Source organism: Plantactinospora mayteni (genome assembly GCF_016862935.1).
GTDB classification, from domain to species: Bacteria; Actinomycetota; Actinomycetes; order Mycobacteriales; family Micromonosporaceae; genus Plantactinospora; species Plantactinospora mayteni.
In genome coordinates this window covers 73,694-95,016 of record NZ_BONX01000063.1, presented here as the reverse complement: position 1 = coordinate 95,016, position 21,323 = coordinate 73,694, and the positions used below count along the sequence as shown (strand labels likewise).

Below are 21,323 nucleotides of genomic sequence, written 5' to 3'. Positions count from 1 at the left end.
GCGCCGCGTGTTCCACGCGCAGCGTGGAGGGAATCTCCGTCCTCTAGGGCGGAGAGGATGTCAACCGTGCACCGCGTACCGGGTCGGGGTGGGCAGCGAGACAGCGATCCGGCGTTCCCGGGAGTCCGCCTGGGCGGCAGGGCGGGGGAGCGGTTGAAAGGGGAGATCCGGGGTAAGCGGGCGCCATGCGTTCTGGTCGGGACACCGCTGTCAAAGGCATCGATCTCGACGAGACCCGCATCGTCCACGCACTGGGCCAGTTGCGCGAGCGGTCCCAGGCCACCGTACGGGACCGCTGGCAGACCACCCGGTTCAACCTGATGCTGGCCGCCCAGGCCGGGCTGGCCGCCGGACTGGCCTGGGCCTTCTCGCACGACCTGCTCGGCAATCCGGATCCGCTCTTCGCGCCGATCTCGGCGATCGGCACCATCGCCTCCTCGGTCGGCCAGCGGCTGCGGCGGAGCGTCGAGCTGATCATCGGAGTGGCGGTCGGGATCGGCATCGGTGACCTGCTGATCTTCGTGATCGGCAGTGGATCCTGGCAACTGGGCATCGTCGTCGCGCTGGCGATCGTGCTGACCATCTTCCTCGGCGGCGGGCCGGCGGTGGTGAACCAGGCGGCGGCGACCGCGGTACTCATCGTGGTCCTCACCCCGGCGACGCCGGACGTCGAACTGCTCCGGGTGCTCGACGCGCTGATCGGCGGCTTCATCGCCCTGGGGGTGATCGCGCTGCTGCTGCCCGTCAACCCGCTGCGGCTGGTGGACCGGGCGGCGCGGCCGGCGTTGGACCGGCTCGCCGACCAGTTGTCCGAGACCGCCGAGGCGCTGGAGACCGGCGACGCGGCCCGGGCCCAGGCGGCGTTGAACCGGATGACCGAGATCGAGGAGTACATGGACGGTCTCGCGGAGGCGCTGCACGGCGGCCGGGAGACGACCCTCCTCTCGCCGGCGCGCTGGCACCGCCGCGGCGCACTCAGCCAGTACTTCGAGGGCGCCGAGTTCATCAACCACGCGGTGCAGAACAGCGGCACCCTGGTACGCCGGGCGGTGACCGCGCTGGAGGACGGCGAGCCACGGCCGGCCTCGCTCTCGGCGTCGGTGGCGGCCCTGGCCGAGGCGGTCCGGATGCTCCGGCGCGACCTGGGCACCGGTACGCTGCCCAAGGCGGCCCGGGAGTGCGCGCTCCGCGCGGTCAGCGCGGCCGGTCGGGCCTACGACGACGGGGTCGGCTTCTCCGGCAGCGTGGTCGTCGCCCAGGTGCGGACGACCGCGAGCGACCTGCTCCGGGCCACCGGAATCGAACGGACCGAGGCCAACCGGCTGGTCCGGTGGGCGGTCGGCGGCGACGCCGCCCGGGAGGCACCGGTCGACGCGGGAGCCCGCCCCGAGTGACCGGACCCGGCTCGGGCCGGCGGCACCCGCTACCCGTCGAGTGCCGCCCGGAGCAGCCCGACCGCCGGCGGGATCTCGGCGTCGGTGATGTTGCCGTACCCGAGGACCAGCGCGGGTGACCCGGACCGCTCCGCCCGGTACGCGTCGAGGTCCGCCAGCCGCAGTCCGGCCGCCGCCGCGCCGGCGACCACCGCAGCGGTGTCGGTACCGGCCGGCAGGTGCAGCAGGATGTGCAGGCCGGCGGCGGTGCCGGCCACCTGGCCGTCCGGCACCCGGGCGGCGAGTTCGCGCACGAGCAGGTCCCGACGGGTACGGAACCGGCGCCGGGCGGCGCGCAGGTGCGTGTCGTACCAGCCCCGGTCGATGAAGGTGGCCAGGGCGAGCTGGTCCAGCACCGGCGGGGGTGCCGCGACGGCGTTCGCCGCCCGGATCACCGGCAGCAGGGCCGGCGGCGCGACCGTCCAGCCCAGGCCGAGGGCGGGGGAGAGGGTCTTGCTGACCGAGCCGACCAGGAAGACCCGACGCGGATCCAGGCCCTGCATCACCGCGATCGGCCGGCGGTCGTACCGGAACTCGGCGTCGTAGTCGTCCTCGACGACGTACCCGTCGACCGTCCGCGCCCAGCGCACCAGCTCGGCCCTCCGGTCCGGGCTGAGCATCGCCCCGGTCGGGAACTGGTGTGCCGCGCCGACCACCACGGCCCGGGCTCCGCCGGCCCGGGCCAGCTCGGCCACCCGGACCCCGTCCCGGTCCACCGGGACCGGGGAGATCCGCAGCCCCGCGCTCGCCACCGCGTCCCGGAGCCGGCCCCACCCCGGCTCCTCCACCGCCACCTCGGCGACCCCCTCCGCGCGCAGCGCCCGGCAGATCCGGAACAGCCCGTCGGTGATGCCGGCGCAGACGACCACCGACCCGGGCTGCGCGTCGGCCCCCCGCGACCGGCGCAGGTATTCCGCGAGGGTGCGGCGCAACGCCGGATGGCCGGCCGGATCGGGTGGGCCGAGGTCGTACTGGGCGGCCGAGCCGGTGACCGAGTGCACCGCCTCGGTCCAGCGCCGGCGGGGGAAGGCCCGCAGGTCGGGCAGGCCGGGCGCCAGGTCGTAGCGGACCGGTGGCTGTGCCGGCCTGGGCATCGCGCGGCGGCGGGCCGGGGTGGTCTCCGGCGACCACGAGACCCGGGTGGCCGAGCCGACCCGGGCCGCGAGGTAGCCCTCGGCGACCAGTTGCGCGTACGCCTCGGTCACCACCCACCGGGAGCAGTCGAACTCCTCGGCCAGCGCCCGACTGGGTGGTACGGCGGCGCCGGCCGGGAGCCGGCCGTCCCGGATCGCCGCCCGCAGCGCGCGGGTCAGCCGGTCGTGCAGGGGACGCCGGGCCAGGTCCCGGGGCTCGACGTCCAGCAGTGTCGCCCAGGCCGAACTGGCCCGGGGAGCCGAATTGGTCTGGGAATCTGCCACGAGATTGGAGCGTACCGCCCGTCCGATCCCGCCTAGCGTTCCAGACATGACCTACACCATCGTGCTCGGCGCCATGCTCTTCGGCACGGTCCAGGACGAGCGACGCTCCTTCGACCTCCTGGACCACTTCGTCGGGGCCGGCGGCACCTGGATCGACACGGCGAACTGCTACGCCTTCTGGGCCGATCCCAGCGGCTTCGGCGGGCAGAGCGAGGAACTGCTCGGGCGCTGGCTGGCCCGGCGCCCGGGCGTCCGCGACCGGATCAGGATCAGCACCAAGGTGGGCTGCGAACCGACCGTGGCCGGACGGTTCCCGGAGACCGCCGAGGGGCTGTCGGCGTCGGCGATCAAGAACGGGATCGAGGGCAGTCTCCGCCGGCTCGGCGTGGACCACGTCGACCTGTACTGGGCACACAAGGAGGACCGCAGTACGCCCCTGGCGGAGACGGTGGCGGCCTTCGACGAACTCGTCTCCGCCGGTACGGTCGGCGCGCTCGGCTGCTCCAACTACGCCATCTGGCGGGTGGAGCGGGCCCGGCAGATCGCCCAGGCGAACGGGATGACCGGGTTCACGGCGGTGCAGCAGCAGCTCAGCTATCTTCGGCCCCGCCCCGGGACCCGGCCCAGCGTGGTGCACCGGTTCGGTGCGGTCAGCGACGAGGTGCTCGACTACCTGGAGTGTCACCCCGAGATGTCGCTGTGGGCGTACACGCCGCTGCTCGGCGGGCAGTACACCCGGGCGGACAAGCCGCTGCCGCCGGAGTACGCGCACCTGGGCACCGAGCGCCGGCTCGCCGTACTGGACGAGATCGCGGCGGAGACCGGCAGTACCCGCAACCACGTGGTACTCGCCTGGCTGGCCGGTGGCAGTCCCGCCGCCACCCCGATCGTCGGGGTGAGCACGGTCGCGCAACTGCGGGAGGCCCTGGCCGGGGTGGCGCTGGTGCTCGCCCCCGAGCAGCGGGCGAGGCTCGACGCGGCAGCCTGACCCGGCAGCCTGACCCGGCTGCCTGACCCGGCTGCCTGACCCGGCTGCCTGACCCGGCTGCCTGACCCGGCTGCCTGACCCGGCTGCCTGACCTGGCTGATCGGGGGCGGGTGCCGGGGTGCGGCGCCCGGGGGAAGCGACGCGGGTCCGGGTGGCCACCTCGACGGTGACCACCCGGACCCGGTCGCCGGGTCTGCCGCGCTAGCGTGCGGCGAGCGCGCCGTCCGGGCCGAACCGTGGCCGGAGCTGCTGGAGGCCGGTCGCGTCCACCTCGGCCGCCGGGCCGTGGTAGATCGCGTTGTAGAGCAGGTTGAACTGCGCCCGGGGCAGGGTACGGAAGGTGATCTCGCTGCCGTACGTCACCACCTGGCCCTTGCCGACCGGGAAGGACGCGGTGTTGACCGCACCCCGGATGTGCTCGGCGCCGCGCAGATAGCCGCTGGCCAGCACCTCACCCTCGGCCGGGTAGTTCGACACCACCGTCCCGCCCTCGCCGGTCAGCTCCCACGCCTGGGTGTCGTAGAGCCAGACCGGCCAGGAGTCCGGCATGCCCCAGGCGACCGGGTTCTCCGGGTCGAACTCCTGGTGCAGCAGGCTGCCGCCGGTGACGAACTCGTCCTCGTCGTCGGGCAGGGCCGGTGTGATCGGCAGGTTCAGCAACTCCTGCACGGTCGCCACCGAGCTGCCGATCGCCAGCAGGGTGCCGCCGTTGCGGACGAACTGCGCCAGCTTGCGCCACCCCTGGTCGCCCACCCCGTAGGCCCAGGAGTACTCCTCGGCGTACTGCTTCGGGTCCAGGCCCTTGACGATGTCGTCCTTCGAGGTGCCGTGCGAGAGGACGATGGTGTCGTACAGCTCGTTCAGCGACTTCCGCTGGAAGTCCTGCGCGGCGACGACGTCGTAGTTGACGCCGTACTGGTCGAACTGCCACATGTCCCAGCCGCCCGGCATGTTGCCGATGCCCCGGAACAGGCCGACCCGGGTCTGCGGCTTGAGCTGCACCCCCGCGACGCGCGGTGCCCGGGCGACCGCGGTGACCTGGAGGCCGACCCTGGCCGAGGCGGTCGCCAGCACGTTCCGGGCCTGCGGGGTGGCCGGCACGACGTAGGTACCGGCCGGATAGCTGGTGCCCTGCGCACCGAACCCCTTCGCGGCCCGGAACGTCGGGATGTTGGCGTCCTGCAACGCCGAGACGATCTGGACCGTCCCGTACGACTCGGGCCGGACCAGATAGGCGCCCTTGTCGCCCGGTGCGGGCGGCATCGTCACCTGCGGCAGCTTCACCGAGTTGACCCGCTCCAGGCTGGCCTGGAACGGCGCGCGGATCTCCGCGACGTCGACCCCGAGTTGCAGCGGCAGGCTGGTCGTCGCCTCGGCGTACGGCAGCAGCACCGGGCACTCGCCGCAGTCCCGCACCTCGGGATACTTGTCGGTGCCGAGCACCTGGTGTGCCCAGTTGCCGCGCGGCTGCCGCATCTTGACCACATAGGAGCCGGCGCCGTAGCGCCTGTCGTCGGCGACGAACTCCGAGGTGGCCCGGTCGATCTCCACCTGCGTCCACTCCAGACGCTGGAGCATCTCGAAGGTCGCGTACGGGTCACGCTGGTTCGCGTTCACCACGAACGCGTAGCTGCCGGCCGGTACGCCCTCGGTCATGTACTCGTGCGGCACCGCGTACAGGTTGTCGTAGAGCAGGTCCCGGCCGTTCTCTGCCGTGTACTCCATCCCGGCGTAGGTGGCGATCTTCGCGTAGTCGACGATGTCCGCCAGGGTCCAGGTGTTGGAGCGGTACGGCTCGATCAGGCTCATCCGGGCCTGCTGCGGGCCGAGCGGGCGGCCGTCCGAGGACACCTGCGGGTACGCGTAGTCGGTCACCGAGGCGATCTCGGTGAGATAGACGCCGGAGCCGGTGAACGGGAAGAACCCGACCGGCTGCTCCAGGGTCCAGTAGATGTGGTAGTCGAGGCTGCCGACCCCGGTCTTGCCGGCGGCGGCGAGTGCCCGGGCGGCGTGCTGGCCGATCGCCGAGACCGAGGAACTCATGTTCGCCGGCACGTTCTCGCTGGTGATCCCCCCGTACGGCGGTACGAAGATCCGGCTGCCGGTGTTCCCCTTCTGGTGCATGATGTGCACGATCGCCGGCCGGTACTTCTTCTCCAGCGCCAGCCGGTACTGCGCCTCGATCTGGGTGAACATCGTCCAGTCACGGTTGTCGTCGTGCCCGGTGTACTTGTGGTAGAGGTCCGGGTAGGTCCGCCGGTAGTTCGTCCCGGCGGTCTTGTTGAAATGGTCGATGATCAGGTGCTGGCCGTCCGGGTTCTGCGACGGCACCAGCACGATGACGGAGTTGTTCAGCACGTTCCGGGTGAAGTCCGAGTCCTCGGTGGCGAGCCGGTGCACGATGTCGTTGATCGCCTGCCCGTTGCCGACCTCGCTGGAGTGGATCGTCGCCTCCAGGTGGTAGAACGGCACCCCCTCCCCGGCGAGCCGGCGGGCCTCCTCCGGGCTGGTGTTGCGCGGGTCCGAGAGCTTCTGGTTGATCTCAACCAGGCGGTCCAGCCGGCGCAGGTTCCTCGGGGCGCTGATCAGCACGGTCGCGTACTCGTTGCCCATTGTGGTGCGACCGATGGTCTCGTAGTCGACCCGGTCGGACCGTTCCGCGACGACTTTCAGATAGCGCAGTACGTCGGGATAGGCCGCCAGTTTTCCTTCGGCGCCCATCTTGAAGCCGAAGTGCTGTTCCGGGCTGGGGATGGCCGCGGCCCGGGCGGTCACGGCGGTTTCGGCGAGGCCGGGACCGGCGGTGGCGGTGGCGGTGGGTGCGACGGCGGTGGATCCGACCAGGGCCACCAGGCCGACGCAGGCGGCGTATAACAACGGGGGGCGGGTCTTGAGCATGGCGGGACCTTTCGACTCGACATCAGTCGTCGTAGATCGACCGTGACTGAACGCTATCGGCGGGCGTGAAGATCCACAGCGGGCTCGCTGTTCGCGTTTGTTCGGTCTTCGGTCCCGTTCGGCGAAAACTCAAGAATGTCTCAACATGGTTGCTCCGGGCGCGGGCGGCGAGGTATCAAGAGCCATGATCGCCGGGGTGCCGCAGCCACGGATCACCGACCAACTCCACCGGGCCGCCGACGCGGTCCCCGCGCGCCGGCCGGACCGGCTGCACGCCAGCGCACTCGCCCTGATGCTCACCGACCGGTCGGCCCGGGGGATCGCCGACCGGCTCGGCCACCTGATCTACTCCGGTGAACTCGGCCAGGGCCTCCACCTGCCCACCGTGCGTGCCCTGGCCGCCGCCCTGCACGTCGGCCCGACCACGATCGCGTCGGCCTTGGCCCAACTGCGGCAACGCGGGCTGATCCACTCCGACCGGCGGCACGGCAGTGTCGTACGCGGCCCGGGGCGGCTCGCCGGTCGCCGCTACGCCAGCCTGCCGGCCCGGGTCCGGCTGGACCTCTCCACCGCCTTCCCCGACCCGGCCCTGCTGCCGGACCTGGCCGGCCCGATGGCCGAGGCGGTGCTCGGCACCCACTGGCGCAGCTACCCGGACGACACCGTGGACCCGCACCTGGCGGCCGTGCTGGATCCGAGCTGGCCGTTCGAGGCCGAGGACTTCACCGTCACCAGCGGGGCCCACGACGCCGTACACCGGATCGCCGACGTGCTGCTGCACCCGTACGACCGGGTGGTCGTCGAGGAGGTCGCCGCCGCGTCGCTGCTGGACATCGTCGAGGACCACCGGGCCCAGGCGACCCCGGTGGTCTGCGACGACGAGGGACCGCTGCCCGAGGCGCTGGAACTGGCCCTGACCACCCGGCCCAGGATGCTGCTGTTCCAGTCCCGGATGGCCAGCCCGCACGGCCACGCCCTGTCCCGGCGCCGCGCCCAGGCGCTGGTGCCGATGCTCGCCGACCGGGACATCGTGATCGTCGAGCAGGACACCGCGCACGAACTCGCGCCGACCCCGGACGTCTCGCTCGGCGAGTACCTACCAGCGCAGACCCTCCTGGTGCGGAGCTGGAACAAGTCGCACGGGCCGCACCTGCGGGTCGGTGCACTGGCCGGGATCCGCCGGGTCGTCTCCCGGGTACGCGCCCGGCAGAAGGCGACCGGCAGTTGGCCGTCGGTGCTGACCCAGCGGGCCCTCGCGCAGATGCTCGCCGACCCGCAGGCGCAGGCGGCGATCCGGCTGGCCCGGACGCGTTACCGGCAGCGCCGGCGCCGGATGGTCCGGGCCCTGCACGAGCACGGGCTGGCGCCGACCGGCGTGGCCGGGCTCTCCGTCTGGGTGCACGTCCGGGACGCCCCGACGGCGATCCGGTCACTGGCCGCCGACGGCATCGGGATCGCCTCCGGTACCCCGTTCGTCGCGTACGGCGACGGCAGGTCGCACGTGCGGATCGCCACCACCCTGCACCACGACCAGCACACGCACATCGCCCGCATCCTCGGCGAGGCGCACCGCGGCTGACCGGCCGGCGGCCGGGTAGCCACGACCGGTCTCACAGAACGGGCTCGGCCTGTCTCACGCAACCGGCTGCGCCTGTCGCCCGTTGACGGGCTGGGCCTGCTCGTCGCCGGCCTTCCCCTGGTCGGCCCAGCGCCGGTCGAGTCGGGTCCGGCGCCCCGGAGACGATGGCGGCGAGCACCGAGAGGCTCCGGGTTCGGTGGACAGGCGCCGAGGCTGGCTACCGGGAGGTCTCGGTGCCGCAGTTGTTGCTGGTCCGGTTGACCGTGTATTCGGTGTCGTCGTGGGTGATGCCGGACGGCTCACCGTCGAAGTACGCCTCGACCTTCTGCCAGCCCTGGCGCTGCTCGTAGTGCAGGTGCGGGGCGCCGGAGTTGCCGGTGCTGCCGACCCGGCCGATCTGCTCGCCCTGTTCCACCCGCTGACCGACCCGGACCAGCGGCGGTTCGAGCAGGTGGAGATACTGCGTCTCCCACTTGCCACCATGGTCGATCTTCACCCAGTAACCGCCGCCCCGGCCGCGCGGACCGTCCGGGTCCTCCGGGGTACGGCCGCCGAGTGAACCGTTGATCCCGGCCACCGTGACCCGGCCGGCGTACGAGGCCAGCACCGGCCGCCCCCACGACTCGCCCTCGGTCGGGAACAGGTCGACGTCGAAGTCGTCGTGGCCCGGATAGGTGCCGAGCTGCCACGTCTCGCCGCAGGCGACCGGCATCTGGAAGATCGGGCGCGGACCGGGTGGCCGCAGCAGCAGTACGGCGACCACGGCCACCGCGAGCACGGCCACGGCCGACACGACCGCGGCGAGGATCAGCAGGATCCGGGTGGCACGGCTCCGTGGGCGGTGTCTGGTCGGCTGGCCGGTCGTCACCGCCCCGAGGATGGCAGACGGCGGCAACACGCCGGCCTCCGGGTGTCGCCGCCGGAGCGGGAGCCCGGCTTGGCGGCGTAAAGAAGACCCCGCGGTCCCACCCGCTCTGGTGGGCCACCTTCCGCATCCGGCTGACCTCCCTCGGAGCTGCGGCGGTGGCGTCGACCGTCGGTCTCGCCGGTTTGTTTCATCGATTGACTTAAACTCTTGCGGTGTCATAGCCTCGCAGGTGCATAGAGATAGGTCGGTGGCAGGGCAACCACCCCTCTATCAGCTCGTCGCTCGTCCGGGCCGGCGGCGGCTAGGCAGCCCCACGACGACGGCCGACACGATCGCGAGAGTTCCCCCACGGTGGTGACTCCGCGTGCCGCGCGGCGGTCGGCGTCGAGAGCCGGCACCAGGCGAGGCGCGTCGAAGCGTCGTACGACCTTCGGCGTCGACGGTCCCGCTGTCGGTCAGGGCTGCGTCGGACCAGATCAACACGTGGCCACTGTCGGCGACGCTCCCGACCGGCGAGCCGTCGCACCCCACTCGGCCGGCCATCCTGCGCGTAGAAAGGACTGTGCATGTCCCAACCATTTTCGCCGGTGCTCCGGCGTGTGGTGGTCGCGGCCGTGGTGGCTCTGGCGGTACCCGCCGCCGTGGTCGTGTCGGTGTCGGTGTTGCCGGCCGAGGCTGCGGTGGCGCCGGCCGATGGCGGGGTCTACACCCTTGCTGTCGGGGCGTCGGGTAAGTGTCTGGAGGTTGCGAATGGTTCGGTCGACAACGGTGCGTTGTTGCAGCAGGCGGCCTGTGCGGGGTCGGCACGCCAGCAGTGGCGGGTGGTGTCGTCGGCGGGTCGGTTCAATCTGGTGAACGTCGGCAGTACCCGGTGTGTGGATGTGCCGTCGGGTTCGGGGGTGTCGGGTGTGCAGTTGCAGCAGTGGGGTTGTGGTGACGGTACGAAGGTGAATCAGTTGTGGTCGTTCGGTGCGTCGTCGGCGGCGTCGGGGAAGTACCGGGTGACCAGCGCGGCCAGCGGGTTGTGTGTGAGTGACAAGGACGGTTCCACGGCGGGCAACAACCCGATCGTCCAGGAGACCTGTGCGGACGTGGCCCGGATGCAGTGGGCCTTCAACCAGGTCGGCGGCAACCCGAACCCGACGACGAGCCCGCCGAGCGGGACCCGGCCCACGGTGGCGGCCGACGGCACCGGCACCCACCGGACGGTGCAGGCGGCCATCGACGCCGTCCCGGCCGGCAACACGACCCGGCGGGTGATCACCATCAAGGCCGGCAGCTACCGGGAGATCGTCACGGTACCGGCGAACAAGCCGTACATCACCCTCCAGGGCATCGGGTCCGGGCCGTCGAGCGTCGTCATCGTCAACAACCACTCGGCCGGTACGCACGGCACCTCCGGCAGCGCCACCGCGTTCGTGTACGGCCACGACTTCGTCGCGACCAACCTGACCATCGCCAACGACTTCGACGAGAACTCCGCGCCCAGCGGTCACCAGGCGGTGGCGCTGAACCTCGACGCCGACCGCGCGGTGTTCAGCAACGTACGCCTGCTCGGCGACCAGGACACCTTCCTGGTCAACGACTCGACCCGCGCGTACGTGACCGGCTCCTATGTGGAGGGGACCGTCGACTTCATCTTCGGTGGCGGCACCATCGTCTTCGACAACTGCGCCATCTACGAGAAGCGCTCCACCGGCGGGCCGATCACCGCGGCCAGTACCGCCGTCGGCAAGACGTACGGATTCCTGTTCTACCGCTCCACCATCAGCGGAGCGGCCAACAACGTCACCCAACTCGGCCGGCCGTGGCGCCCGGACGCCCAGGTGCTGTACCGCGAGTCCACCCTCGGCGCCACCATCCGGACCGCGCAGCCATGGACCGACATGTCCGGGAACACCTGGCAGAACGCCCGGTTCCTGGAGTACCGCAACACCGGCTCCGGGGCGGGCAGCAACGGCAACCGGCCCCAGCTCGCCGACTCGCAGGCCGCGAACTACACGCCGCAGCGCTATCTCGCGGGCTCCGACGGCTGGAACCCGATGTGACGGCGACACCACCACCTGGAGGAAGGACTCCGATGAGAAGCAAACTGATCGGGCTCGCCGTGACCGCGCTCGCCGCGCCCGCCGCCGTCGTGGCGGTGGCGGTGCTGCCGGCCGAGGCTGCGGTGGCGCCGGCCGATGGCGGGGTCTACACCCTCGCCGTCGGGGCGTCGGGTAAGTGCCTGGAGGTCGTGAACGGTTCGGCGGAGAACGGTGCCCTGCTTGCGCAGGCGGCCTGTGCGGGAACCACACGCCAGCAGTGGCGGGTGGTGTCGTCGGCGGGTCGGTTCAATCTGGTGAACGTCGGCAGTACCCGGTGTGTGGATGTGCCGTCGGGTTCGGGGGTGTCGGGTGTGCAGTTGCAGCAGTGGGGTTGTGGTGACGGTACGAAGGTGAATCAGTTGTGGTCGTTCGGTGCGTCGTCGGCGGCGTCGGGGAAGTACCGGGTCACGAGTGCGGTCAGCGGGTTGTGTGTCAGTGACAAGGACGGCTCGACTGCGGGTGGTAATCCGGTCGTCCAGGAGACCTGTGCGGACGTGGCCCGGATGCAGTGGGCCTTCGAGCAGGTCGGCGGCAACCCCAACCCGACGCCGACCGGCGGCGGGCGGACCTGGCCGAACACGGCCGACGGCTTCGCGCAGGGCACCACGGGCGGTGCCGGCGGGCAGACCGTCACGGTCACCACCCAGGCGCAGCTCAACCAGTACGTCACCGCGAGCACCCCGTACGTGATCCGGGTGGCCGGCACCATCACCATCAGTCCCAAGGGCACCGAGCTGCGGGTCGCCTCGAACAAGACCATCATCGGGGTGGGTACCAGCGGACACATCGTCGGCGGGGGCTTCTTCCTCGGCACCGGGGTCAGCAACGTGATCATCCGCAACCTGACCATCCGCGACACCCTGATGCCCGACGACGACCCGGGCGACGACGCGTACGACTACGACGCCATCCAGTTGGACACCGCGAACCGGATCTGGATCGACCACAACCGGCTGTCCCGGATGAACGACGGCCTGATCGACAGCCGCAAGGACACCACCAACCTGACCGTCTCCTGGAACCACCTGGTCGACAACAACAAGACCTTCGGCATCGGCTGGACCGACAACGTCACCGCCCGGATCACCATCCACCACAACTGGTTCCAGAACACCCGGACCCGCAATCCGAGCGCGGACAACATCGCGTACTGCCACCTCTACAACAACTACGTCCAGAACACCTCGTCGTACGGCAACTACATCCGGGGACTGACCAAGGGTGTGGTCGAGAACAGCTACTTCGAGAACAGCCGCAACCCGTACTACGTCGAGGCCGGTGAGCTGGTGAACCGGGGCAACATCCTGGTGAACAGCCCCTGGGACTCCGGCAAGGTCACGTCCAAGGGCTCGGCGTTCAACCCGAGCAGCTTCTACTCGTACACCCTCGACCCGGCCGCCAACGTGCCCGCGCTGCTGCGCACGTACGCCGGGCCGCAGGCGAACATCGGCACCTGATCCACCTCATCCACCTCATCCACCTCGCGCGGCCGTCCCGTCCGTCACTTTCTCGCCCCGGCCGACCTGCGTCCCGACTTCGGGCGCCGGCCGGCCGGGCGGCGGTCCGCCCCGCCGGCCCGCGCCTGGCCGGCCAGCTCGGCCTCCAGGGCGTCCAGCGCGGTCCGCAACTCCCGCAGCCGGGCACCGATGTCGGCCGGCGGCCCGGAGGGCGGCACCCGCTGCCCGGCCGGCACCACCACGACCGCCGCCGGGGCCGGGTCCGGCGCGGCGGCTGGACGGTCCGGCCGCTCCGCCTGGTGGGCGTCCTCCAACGCCTTCAGCACGATGCCGACCAGGAGGTTGGTGAGCAGGTACGAGGCCATGATGATGTACGAGGCGTAGTAGAGGACGCTCCACTCCGAGACGGCCCGACCGGCCTCGAAGGCGTCGGTGATGCCGTCCAGGGAGAGCAGCAGGAAGAGCGTGAACATGGCTCGCCCGGCGGTGCCGTACTGGTCGGGGTAGGCGTCGCCGAAGGCCATCCAGCCCACCATGGCGTACAGGTAGATGGTCAGGGTGGCGATCAGCAGGAAGCTGACCAGCCCGGGAAGGCTGCGCAGCACGCCGCCGATCACCACCCGCAGGCCGGGGAAGAGCCGTACCGCCCGCACCACCCGGGCGAGCCGGATCATCCGGAGCAGGGTCACGTTCTCCCGGACGCCGGGCAGCAGCGGTGCGCAGACGATCAGCAGGTCGAACAGGTTCCAGCCGTCGCGGAAGAAGCCGCCCGGGGCGGTGAGGTGCGCGCCGAACCGCAGGACCAGCTCGACGACGAAGAAGGCGAGGCAGACGTACTCGACGGCCAGCAGGACGCCGCCGAACCGGTCGATCGCCCGGTCGTAGGTCTCCACGCCGAGCACGATCGCGTTGACGATGATCAGCGCGAACGACCCGACGTTGAACCAGTCGGCACCGACCACCCGGTCACACCAGGCTGCCAGACGCCTTCTGGCGGTGGGCCGAGCTTCGTACACGCCGACACTCTCCTCTGTGGATGGATCTACCGCCGGACAGCCTAATTCGCGCGATATCTGGCGATGGCGGGGGAGGAGGGGGCCGTACCGTGTCGCCTTTGCTCTTCGGGTCGGAATGACCTAGGGTTCCTATTCGATGTAGCCGACTCCTTCCCCCGTGGGAGCCGGCTACATCCCTTTCCGAGACCGGCACCGCCGAGATTGGCACCGCCGGGGCCGCCTCCACCCCGAGACGAGCGGTCCCTCGTCACCCTGGGAGACGGCTCGTGACCCTGCTACCGCCCGAGGCCGACTGGTTCGGCAGCGCTGCCGAGGCGTTGCCGGACGACGCCGAGCAGAGCATCCTGGTCGGCCGGATCTGGGATCCCGCCGTCGGAGGGCCGTCGCCGGTGGTGGTTCGCGACGGCGACGTCTTCGACGTCAGCGCCGAGTTCGCCACCGTTCGCGACATCTGTGAGCTGCCGGAACCCGCCGCGGTGGTGGCCGGGCTTCGTGGCCGGCCGGTCGGCGGCCTCGCGGAGCTGCTGGCCAACACGGGCCGGGCCGGCCGGGACCGCGACCGGCCGTGGCTACTGGCGCCGGTCGACCTCCAGGCGCTCAAGGCCGCCGGAGTGACCTTCGCGGTCTCGCTGGTCGAGCGGGTGATCGAGGAGCGGGCCCGGGGTGACCTGGCGCTCGCGGCGGAGATCCGGCAGCGGCTGCTCGCCGAGGTGGGCGCCGACCTCCAGGATCTGACGCCGGGTTCCGTGGAGGCGTCGCGGTTGAAGGAGCTGCTGGTCGCCGAGGGGGTCTGGAGCCAGTACCTCGAGGTGGGGATCGGGCCGGACGCCGAGATCTTCACCAAGGGTCAGATCCTCTCCGCCGTCGGCACCGCCGTGCCGGTCGGGGTACTCGCCGCGTCGACCTGGAACAACCCCGAGCCGGAGGTGGCGCTCCTCGTCGCGTCCAGCGGGCGGATCGTCGGGGCGACCCTCGGCAACGACGTGAACCTGCGGGACGTCGAAGGCCGGTCCGCGCTGCTGCTGCCGAAGGCCAAGGACAACAACGCCTCGTGCGCGCTCGGCCCGCTCGTCCGACTCTTCGACGACCGGTTCGACCTGGACCGGGTACGCGGGCTCGAACTGGTGCTGGAGATCGAGGGTACGGACGGCTTCCGGCTCGACGGGATCTCGGACATGTCGCGGATGTCGCGCGACCCGGAGGAACTGGTACGGCAGTTGCTCGGCCCGCACCACCACTATCCGGACGGCGCGGTCCTGATGCTCGGCACCATGTTCGCGCCGATCCAGGACCGGGACCGTCCGGGTGAGGGGTTCACACACCGGGTCGACGACGTGGTCCGGATCAGCTCGCCCCCGCTCGGTACCCTGGTCAACCGCGTCCGGCACAGCGAGGACTGCGACCCCTGGGACTTCGGGGTCCGTGACCTGATGGGCAACCTCGCCCGCCGGGGACTCCTGTGAACGCCCGCCGGCTCGTGTTGGTGGAGAGGACGTCGACGCAGGAGTTCGACCGGTTCGCCGAGGATCGGGGATGGCAACGGGTAGCGCTGTCGATCGGGCCGGATGATGATGTCGACGCGGATCGCCCGTCGACTCTGTGGCGGACACCGGCGGGGAGCGTCCGCTTCGTTGACGACACCGTCATCGGCTGCCAATACGCGGAACCGAAAACCAACGACGACGAGGCGGACCTTCGCGCCGGATTCGTCTGCTACGACCGCGACGAGGCCGTGATGGCTCTCGACCTCGACGGAAGCCAAGAGGTGGTCCGGCGTGGATACCGGTTCATAGCAGGTGCGGCTATCGGTGACCCGGCCGGCGGCGTGATCGCCGCGACCGTCCGTGGGCTGAACCACGAGCGGTCCGATGTCCGCGAGTCGGCCCTCATCGTGCCGCAGTACACATCCTGGACGGACTTTCTGCCGGTGATCGTTCAGGTAGACGAGCAGGATCCCGACCCGGAGGTTCGGAGGATCGCCGGCGGCATTCGCATGCTGCTGGAAACGACCGCTCAGATGCAAAGCTGAGACCGTGGGCGACCGGACAGAACCTTGCCGTGTCGGGGGTCGTGACCGAGGTTGGCTCGGCGCTGAACGGGCAGGGCAAGAAGTTCCTTGCCCTGCTGCGTGACCCGGCCGTGACGACAATCGTGGTCGAGCACCGGGACCGGTTCGCCCGCTTCGGCGGGGAGTACGTGGAGGCGGCCCTCGCGGCTCAGGGACGGCAGTTGTTGGTGGTTGATCCGGCCGAGGTCGACGACGATCTCGTGCGGGACGTGACCGAGATTCTGACGTCGCTGTGCGCCCGCCTGTATGGGCGGCGTGCCGCGGCGGACCGTGCCCGCCGCGCTGTCGAAGCGGTCACCGAGGACCCGGCGTGAAGACGATCCAGGCGTACCGGTTCGCTGTCGACCTCACCGCAAGCCAGGAGCGTGACGTGCTCGCGCACGCCGGGGCTGCTCGGGTGGCCCACAACTGGGCTCTCGGTAGGGTCAAGGCCGTTATGGATCAGCGGGCCGTGGAACGCACGTACGGTATGCCGGACGATCTGCTGACGCCGTCGCTGTCGTGGTCCCTTGCCGGGCTGCGTAAGGCGTGGAACGTGGCAAAGCGGGAGGTCGCGCCGTGGTGGGCCGAGGTGTCCAAGGAGGCGTTCAACACCGGCCTCGACGCCCTGGCCCGCGGCTTGAAGAACTGGGCCGACTCCCGTAGCGGGAAACGCGCCGGACGGCCGGTCGGGTTCCCCCGGTTCAAGTCCCGTCGGCGCACCACCCCGTCAGTGCGGTTCACCACCGGCGCGATCCGGGTCGAGCCGGGCCGGATGCACGTGGTGCTGCCGAGGCTGGGCCGGTTGAAGCTGCACGAGTCCGCCCGCAAGCTCGCCCGCCGTCTGAACAACGGCACGGCGCGGATCATGTCCGCGACCGTGCGCCGTGACGGCGGACGCTGGCACGTGGCGTTCACCGTCGAGGTCGAACGTACCGAGCGGCAACCGGCGCAGCCGGACTCCGTGGTCGGGGTGGACATCGGCATCAAGCACCTCGCCGTGCTGTCCACCGGCGAGCTGGTCGACAACCCGCGCCATCTGGTCGCCGCGCAGACCAGGTTGCGGGCGCTCGGGCGGGCGCTGTCGCGCAAGACGGGCCCGGACCGGCGTACCGGCCAGCGGCCGTCGAAACGGTGGGAACGAGCGGTAGCCAGGCTTGGCCGCTCCCACGCCCGCGTGGCAAACCTGCGCCGCGACGGCGTACACAAGCTGACCACCCGGCTGACCCGCGAGCACGGCACGGTCGTGGTCGAAGACCTCAACGTCACCGGCATGCTGGCTAACCGGCGTCTCGCGAAACACATCGCCGATGCCGGGTTCGCGGAGATCCGCCGACAGCTCGCCTACAAAACCTCGTGGAACGGTGGCCGGCTCCTGGTGGCCGACCGCTGGCATCCATCCTCCAAGACCTGCTCGGCATGTGGCGCGGTGAAAACCAAGGTGATGGCCACTAGGGCTCTCCTTCCGGGTGGGGTGATGGTCTCGGCAGGACAGCGATCGATGATCGCCGATGCCAACATTGATAAGTTTCAAGCACGACTATGAAACATGTCAATGTCGCCCCGGTGCGGCTGGATCTTGTCGCCGGTCGTCACTCGATGATCACCTGACGTGGCCGCGCTCACTCCCGCAGCAGCGGTAGCAACTGGTCGCCCTGGCGGGTGATCTCCGACCGGTAGGGGGTGTCGGAGAGTACGAAGTGGGTGATGCCGAGCGCCTGGTACCTGCGCAGCGACTTCGCCACGTCCTCCGCCGAACCGACCAGCCAGGTCGTGCCCGCGCCCCCGCCGCCGAACCTGCCCGGGGCGGTGTAGAGGTTGTCGTCGAGTACCTCGCCTCGGGCGGCCAGGTCGAGCAGCCGCTGCTGGCCGACGGCGGCCCGGCGCATCGGGTCGGGTGCGGCGACGCCCCTGCCCTCGGCCATCCGGGCGACCTTGGCCTCCGCGTCGGCCCACGCCTGCTCGGTCGTGTCCCGCACCAGAGTCGTGATCCGCAGCCCGAACTCCAGTGGGGGGTGCTCGCGGCCCAGCTTCTCGGCCAGGTCCCTGAGCCGTTCGATCCGCTCGTGCACGCCGTCCAGCGGCTCGCCCCAGAAGAGCTGCACGTCGGCCTCGGTCGCGGCCACCCGCTCCGCCGCCGCCGAGGCGCCGCCGAAATAGAGCCGGGGGTGCCGGCGGTCGCCCCGGACGACGGTACGCGGCAGCACCGTGGAGTCGGTGACGGAGAAGTGTTCACCGTGGAAGGTGACGTTCTCCTCGGTCCAGAGCCTGCGGACGAGCTGGATGAACTCCCTGGTGCGGGCGTACCGGTGGGCCTGGTCGCCCTCGCTGTCGCCGTACGCCCGCAGGTTGTCCTGGCCGGAGACGATGTTGACCAGCACCCGTCCGCCGGTGAGGTGGTCCAGGGTCGCCGCCGCCGAGGCGAAGTTGGCCGGGCGCCAGTACCCGGGCCGGATCGCGATCAGCGGCTGGAACGTCGTCGTCCGGACGGCCAGCGCGGTGGCGACCGTGAAGGTGTCGGGTCGCCCCCAGCCGGCGCCGATGAGCGCGCCGCTCCAGCCGTGTTCCTCCAGGGCCCTGGCGTGGCCGGTGAGCGTCTCCAGGCTGTTGTGGCTCTCGACGACGTCGTCGCCACGGTGACCGGGCTGGACCTGATTCGGGATGTACCACAGGAACTCGAGGCTCATGGCCGGGGTCCTCCTCTTCCGCCGATATAAAACCCACTGATCCTATGGGTATTATAGGGATCATGTCTCGGCATCCCCAGGCGCGAGAACGATCTCGGAGACCGGATCAGCCCGGCCCGGCCGCGCATGACACCATCTCGCAGGTGATGCCCGCGCGCTCTCTACCCGTCCGGTACCGCCGTCCCGTCCGCCGGGTCCGCCCCGGCCAGCCGTTCCCGGACCGGATCCGGCGACCGGCGGACGAGGTGGCGGCGCGATGACGGCGGCGGCCCGCTACGGTGACCCCGCCGCCGTTCTCGCCGTGGTCAACGACGTCCTCAACCTGCAACTCGGACACCGCTCCGTGCGCAAGTTCGGGTCGCGCGAGGTCACCGACGACGAACTGGCCGCACTGGTCGCGGCGGCACAGTCCGCGCCGACGTCGTCCAACCTCCAACCCTGGAGCGTGGTGGCGGTACGCGACCCCGCGCGCAAGGCCCGGCTGGCCGGGCTCGCCGGCGACCAGGCATTCGTCGCACAGGCACCGCTCTTCCTCGTCTGGGTCGCCGACCTCGGCCGGGCCCGCCGGTTGGCCGCGCGTGCCGACCGGGAGGTCGCCGCCGCCGACTACCTCGAGACCACCATCATCGGCTTCGTCGACACCGCGCTGGCCGCCCAGAACGCGGTGGTGGCCGCCGCCTCGCTCGGCCTCGGCTCGGTGTTCGTCGGCGCGATCCGCAACCGGCCCGACGAGGTCGCGGCGGAACTGCGGCTGCCACCGCACACGGTGGCCACCTTCGGGCTGGCCGTCGGTACCCCCGACCCCACCGAGCGGGCCGGCGTCAAACCACGGTTGCCGCAGGCCGCCGTACTGCACCGGGAGCAGTACGACGCCGTCGTAGCCGACGCGCACATCGCCAGCTACGACGAGATCCTCTCCGCCTACAACGCCCGCTTCGGGTTGTCCGGCAACTGGAGCGACAGGGTGTTGGCCCGGCTGCGGGGCCCAGCGTCGATGGCGGGCCGGCACCGGCTACGGGAGATCCTGGAACGCCTGGGCCTGCCATCGCGGTGACATCTGTGCGTCAGCCGCGCCTCGGCGAGCTGGCGACGGCCGGTGTGCTCAGGCCAGCAGGGCGGGTCTCATCTCCGCACCCAGATTGATCGCGCTGACCACCCGGTGGCTGGCCGGGTCGTAGACGTCGATGTTGTTGTTGCGGCGCATCAGTTCCCGGGCAGGTGGCGGCAGCCGGGGCGGGTCGTCCATCGCCGCCCGGATCTGCCGGGCGGTCGAGATCAGCCGGTTGGCCAGGGCGGCGGCGTCGACATCCGCCCGGACCCGGCCGTACTCCCAGCCGGCGGCGGTCAGGTCGAGTACCTCGAACACGTGTTTCAGCAGCGGACTCGGGTCGGTCATCCGGACCAGCCGAGGCGCTCGGGTGCCGACGACCGTGACCGCCCCGGCCACCTGCGCGTACGGGTGGAAGCCGCACGGCAGCGCCAACAGCGGCCACCGCAACTGGGGCCCCGCCTCCCGCCACAGCGGACGGTAGTTCCGACGGTCGACCATGAGCCGGCGACCGGTATGCCGGTAGAGCTCGTCGGCCTGGGCGAGGAGTTCCCGGTGGGCCGCGTCGGCGAACTCCCGGATGACCCTGGCCGCCACGACCAGGCCGTCGTCACCGTCCAGTAGCCGGGTGACCGTGTCGGCCTGTTCGGCGAACCGGACCTGCGCACCAGCGCCGAACCGGTGCCGGAGGTCCGACAGGAGCGCCTCCTGCCGGGCCGGATCGTGCTGGACCTGCCTGCTGCCACCCAGCAGACGCCGGAGCCACCGCATGTCGTCTCGTTTCACCAGCCGACTGACGAACGCGGCAATGCTACACAAGGTTGCGGCCGGCGGAAGCGCGCACCGGCGCGACACCCCGCCCGGGGCGGTCCCGTGCCCGCGTCAGCCCCGCTGTCCCTTGTGGGAACGGCGGGGCCTCCTTGGCGCTGGATTCCAGGCGCACCACGGCATTCCTGCCAATCCTACCGACAATCCCGTCCTTGACGATCTTCGAGGTGGAGCGGACCGGACAACGGGAGCCGGCTGGCCGCCACCTTCGCGCTCGGCAACTGCCCGGGGCGGGCCGGCGACATCCTGGCGGCGCTGCACGACCGCTGGCCGGTCGAGACCGACGACCAGGCTCGGGGAGCACTGGTCATCGCGGCGGCCACCCTCGACCCGGCCACCCCGCTGCTCGCCGAGGCGCTCGCGGCGGGCCAGCCGGCGACGGTACGCGCCGCGGCGGCACTGGCCGCGGCCCGCGCGCCGGCACCGTGGCCGGGCGAGGCGGCGGTCGCGGCCGTACGGGCGGGCTGGGCCGACGGGGACGCCTGGCTCGACCGCAACGAGCACGAGTACGGCGTCGAGATCGGTCCGTACCTGTGGAACTGGGACCCGATCGACGACCTGCTCGACCGGCTCACCCCCGCCGACCAGCCCGCCGTACTCGCCGCACTGCTCACCTCGACCCATCCGGCGGTACGCGAGAAGGCGGCCCGGTACGGCGGCGCGCTCGTCGGCCGGTACCGGTCGGTGCGCCGGCCGATCGCGCGGGTGCTCGCCACCGCGCTCGACGATCCCGCCCCCGAGGTACGGGAGGCGGCGGTCTGGGGGCTTCGCCAGGCCGGCGCTGCCAACGCCGACTCGTCGGGGCGCCGCGACTGACACCGGGCCGGATGGTCCCGACCGGAAGCACCGGATTTGCACGTACGTCACGTGGTGGAAACACCGGACGGCGACGGTGTACCGACCCCTCCATGATCGAGAGGGCGGATCCGCGCACCCCGGGAGCGACTCCGGTCGGGCCTGGGATGCGCT

General features: G+C 71.2%; 17 protein-coding genes and 1 pseudogene. 11 read left to right on the top strand and 7 right to left on the bottom strand.

What is annotated here, in order from left to right; genetic code table 11:
• Window positions 1-185 precede the first annotated feature (185 nt).
• Window positions 186-1,394 (top strand): FUSC family protein, encoded by a 1,209-nt coding sequence (locus Pma05_RS37845; protein ID WP_239313966.1) that lies wholly within the window; start codon window positions 186-188, stop codon window positions 1,392-1,394.
• A 29-nt stretch (window positions 1,395-1,423) separates the two neighbouring features.
• Here Pma05_RS37845 and pdxR read toward each other — a convergent pair whose 3' ends face one another.
• Window positions 1,424-2,851, bottom strand: coding sequence for a MocR-like pyridoxine biosynthesis transcription factor PdxR (gene pdxR, locus Pma05_RS37840; protein ID WP_239313964.1), 1,428 nt, complete (start codon window positions 2,849-2,851; stop codon window positions 1,424-1,426).
• Between the two features lie 46 nt (window positions 2,852-2,897).
• Between pdxR and Pma05_RS37835 the strand changes: the two genes are divergently transcribed.
• Entirely contained in the window at window positions 2,898-3,839 is a 942-nt protein-coding gene (locus Pma05_RS37835; RefSeq protein ID WP_203862342.1) for an aldo/keto reductase, read from the top strand.
• A 201-nt stretch (window positions 3,840-4,040) separates the two neighbouring features.
• On the opposite strand, the gene Pma05_RS37830 is transcribed toward Pma05_RS37835, so the two are convergent.
• Window positions 4,041-6,737: a M14 family zinc carboxypeptidase gene (locus tag Pma05_RS37830; protein WP_203862341.1), complete on the bottom strand. Its 2,697-nt coding sequence runs from the start codon at window positions 6,735-6,737 to the stop codon at window positions 4,041-4,043.
• 196 nt (window positions 6,738-6,933) lie between these two features.
• Here Pma05_RS37830 and Pma05_RS37825 point away from each other — a divergent pair, with 196 nt between their 5' ends.
• A complete protein-coding gene (locus tag Pma05_RS37825) occupies window positions 6,934-8,316 on the top strand; it encodes an aminotransferase class I/II-fold pyridoxal phosphate-dependent enzyme (RefSeq protein ID WP_203862340.1) in 1,383 nt (460 codons plus the stop codon).
• Window positions 8,317-8,533: 217 nt separating this feature from the next.
• Here the strand turns inward: Pma05_RS37825 and Pma05_RS37820 are convergent, their stop codons facing one another.
• Window positions 8,534-9,184 carry a M23 family metallopeptidase gene (locus tag Pma05_RS37820; RefSeq protein ID WP_239313962.1) on the bottom strand — a complete coding sequence of 217 codons (651 nt, stop codon included), beginning with the start codon at window positions 9,182-9,184 and terminating at the stop codon, window positions 8,534-8,536.
• Between the two features lie 566 nt (window positions 9,185-9,750).
• Between Pma05_RS37820 and Pma05_RS37815 the strand changes: the two genes are divergently transcribed.
• Together Pma05_RS37815 and Pma05_RS37810 are read left to right on the top strand one after the other, a co-directional pair.
• The gene (locus Pma05_RS37815) at window positions 9,751-11,232 is read left to right on the top strand and encodes a pectinesterase family protein (protein WP_203862338.1); all 1,482 of its coding nucleotides are present in this window, start codon (window positions 9,751-9,753) and stop codon (window positions 11,230-11,232) included.
• 32 nt (window positions 11,233-11,264) lie between these two features.
• Window positions 11,265-12,728, top strand: a complete 1,464-nt coding sequence (locus Pma05_RS37810; RefSeq protein ID WP_203862337.1) for an RICIN domain-containing protein — start codon at window positions 11,265-11,267, stop codon at window positions 12,726-12,728.
• A 44-nt stretch (window positions 12,729-12,772) separates the two neighbouring features.
• Here the strand turns inward: Pma05_RS37810 and Pma05_RS37805 are convergent, their stop codons facing one another.
• Window positions 12,773-13,744 (bottom strand): ion transporter, encoded by a 972-nt coding sequence (locus tag Pma05_RS37805; RefSeq protein ID WP_203862336.1) that lies wholly within the window; start codon window positions 13,742-13,744, stop codon window positions 12,773-12,775.
• A gap of 266 nt (window positions 13,745-14,010) precedes the next feature.
• On the opposite strand from Pma05_RS37805, the gene Pma05_RS37800 reads away from it, so the two are divergent.
• The 4 genes and pseudogenes from Pma05_RS37800 to tnpB all read left to right on the top strand — a co-directional run bounded on the left by Pma05_RS37800 (window position 14,011) and on the right by tnpB (window position 17,337).
• Window positions 14,011-15,207, top strand: coding sequence for a fumarylacetoacetate hydrolase family protein (locus tag Pma05_RS37800; protein ID WP_203862335.1), 1,197 nt, complete (start codon window positions 14,011-14,013; stop codon window positions 15,205-15,207).
• Window positions 15,204-15,773, top strand: coding sequence for a hypothetical protein (locus tag Pma05_RS37795; protein ID WP_203862334.1), 570 nt, complete (start codon window positions 15,204-15,206; stop codon window positions 15,771-15,773). The genes Pma05_RS37800 and Pma05_RS37795 overlap by 4 nt, the downstream gene beginning before the upstream one ends.
• Window positions 15,752-16,126 (top strand): annotated as a pseudogene (locus Pma05_RS37790) (IS607 family transposase); the annotation flags it as partial. The gene Pma05_RS37795 and the pseudogene Pma05_RS37790, both read left to right, overlap by 22 nt.
• Window positions 16,045-17,337 (top strand): IS607 family element RNA-guided endonuclease TnpB, encoded by a 1,293-nt coding sequence (gene tnpB, locus Pma05_RS37785; RefSeq protein ID WP_307837014.1) that lies wholly within the window; start codon window positions 16,045-16,047, stop codon window positions 17,335-17,337. The pseudogene Pma05_RS37790 and the gene tnpB, both read left to right, overlap by 82 nt.
• Before the next feature lie 76 nt (window positions 17,338-17,413).
• On the opposite strand, the gene Pma05_RS37780 is transcribed toward tnpB, so the two are convergent.
• A complete protein-coding gene (locus tag Pma05_RS37780) occupies window positions 17,414-18,478 on the bottom strand; it encodes an LLM class flavin-dependent oxidoreductase (protein ID WP_203862332.1) in 1,065 nt (354 codons plus the stop codon).
• A gap of 256 nt (window positions 18,479-18,734) precedes the next feature.
• Between Pma05_RS37780 and Pma05_RS37775 the strand changes: the two genes are divergently transcribed.
• Window positions 18,735-19,532: a nitroreductase family protein gene (locus tag Pma05_RS37775; protein WP_203862331.1), complete on the top strand. Its 798-nt coding sequence runs from the start codon at window positions 18,735-18,737 to the stop codon at window positions 19,530-19,532.
• A gap of 48 nt (window positions 19,533-19,580) precedes the next feature.
• On the opposite strand, the gene Pma05_RS37770 is transcribed toward Pma05_RS37775, so the two are convergent.
• Window positions 19,581-20,297, bottom strand: coding sequence for a hypothetical protein (locus Pma05_RS37770; RefSeq protein WP_203862330.1), 717 nt, complete (start codon window positions 20,295-20,297; stop codon window positions 19,581-19,583).
• Window positions 20,298-20,488: 191 nt separating this feature from the next.
• Window positions 20,489-21,070 (bottom strand): hypothetical protein, encoded by a 582-nt coding sequence (locus tag Pma05_RS37765; RefSeq protein ID WP_203862329.1) that lies wholly within the window; start codon window positions 21,068-21,070, stop codon window positions 20,489-20,491.
• On the opposite strand from Pma05_RS37765, the gene Pma05_RS37760 reads away from it, so the two are divergent.
• Complete coding sequence (locus Pma05_RS37760) at window positions 21,060-21,170, top strand: HEAT repeat domain-containing protein (RefSeq protein ID WP_203862328.1); 111 nt, start codon at window positions 21,060-21,062, stop codon at window positions 21,168-21,170. The two genes, Pma05_RS37765 and Pma05_RS37760, sit on opposite strands and share 11 nt — an antisense overlap.
• Window positions 21,171-21,323 lie beyond the last annotated feature (153 nt).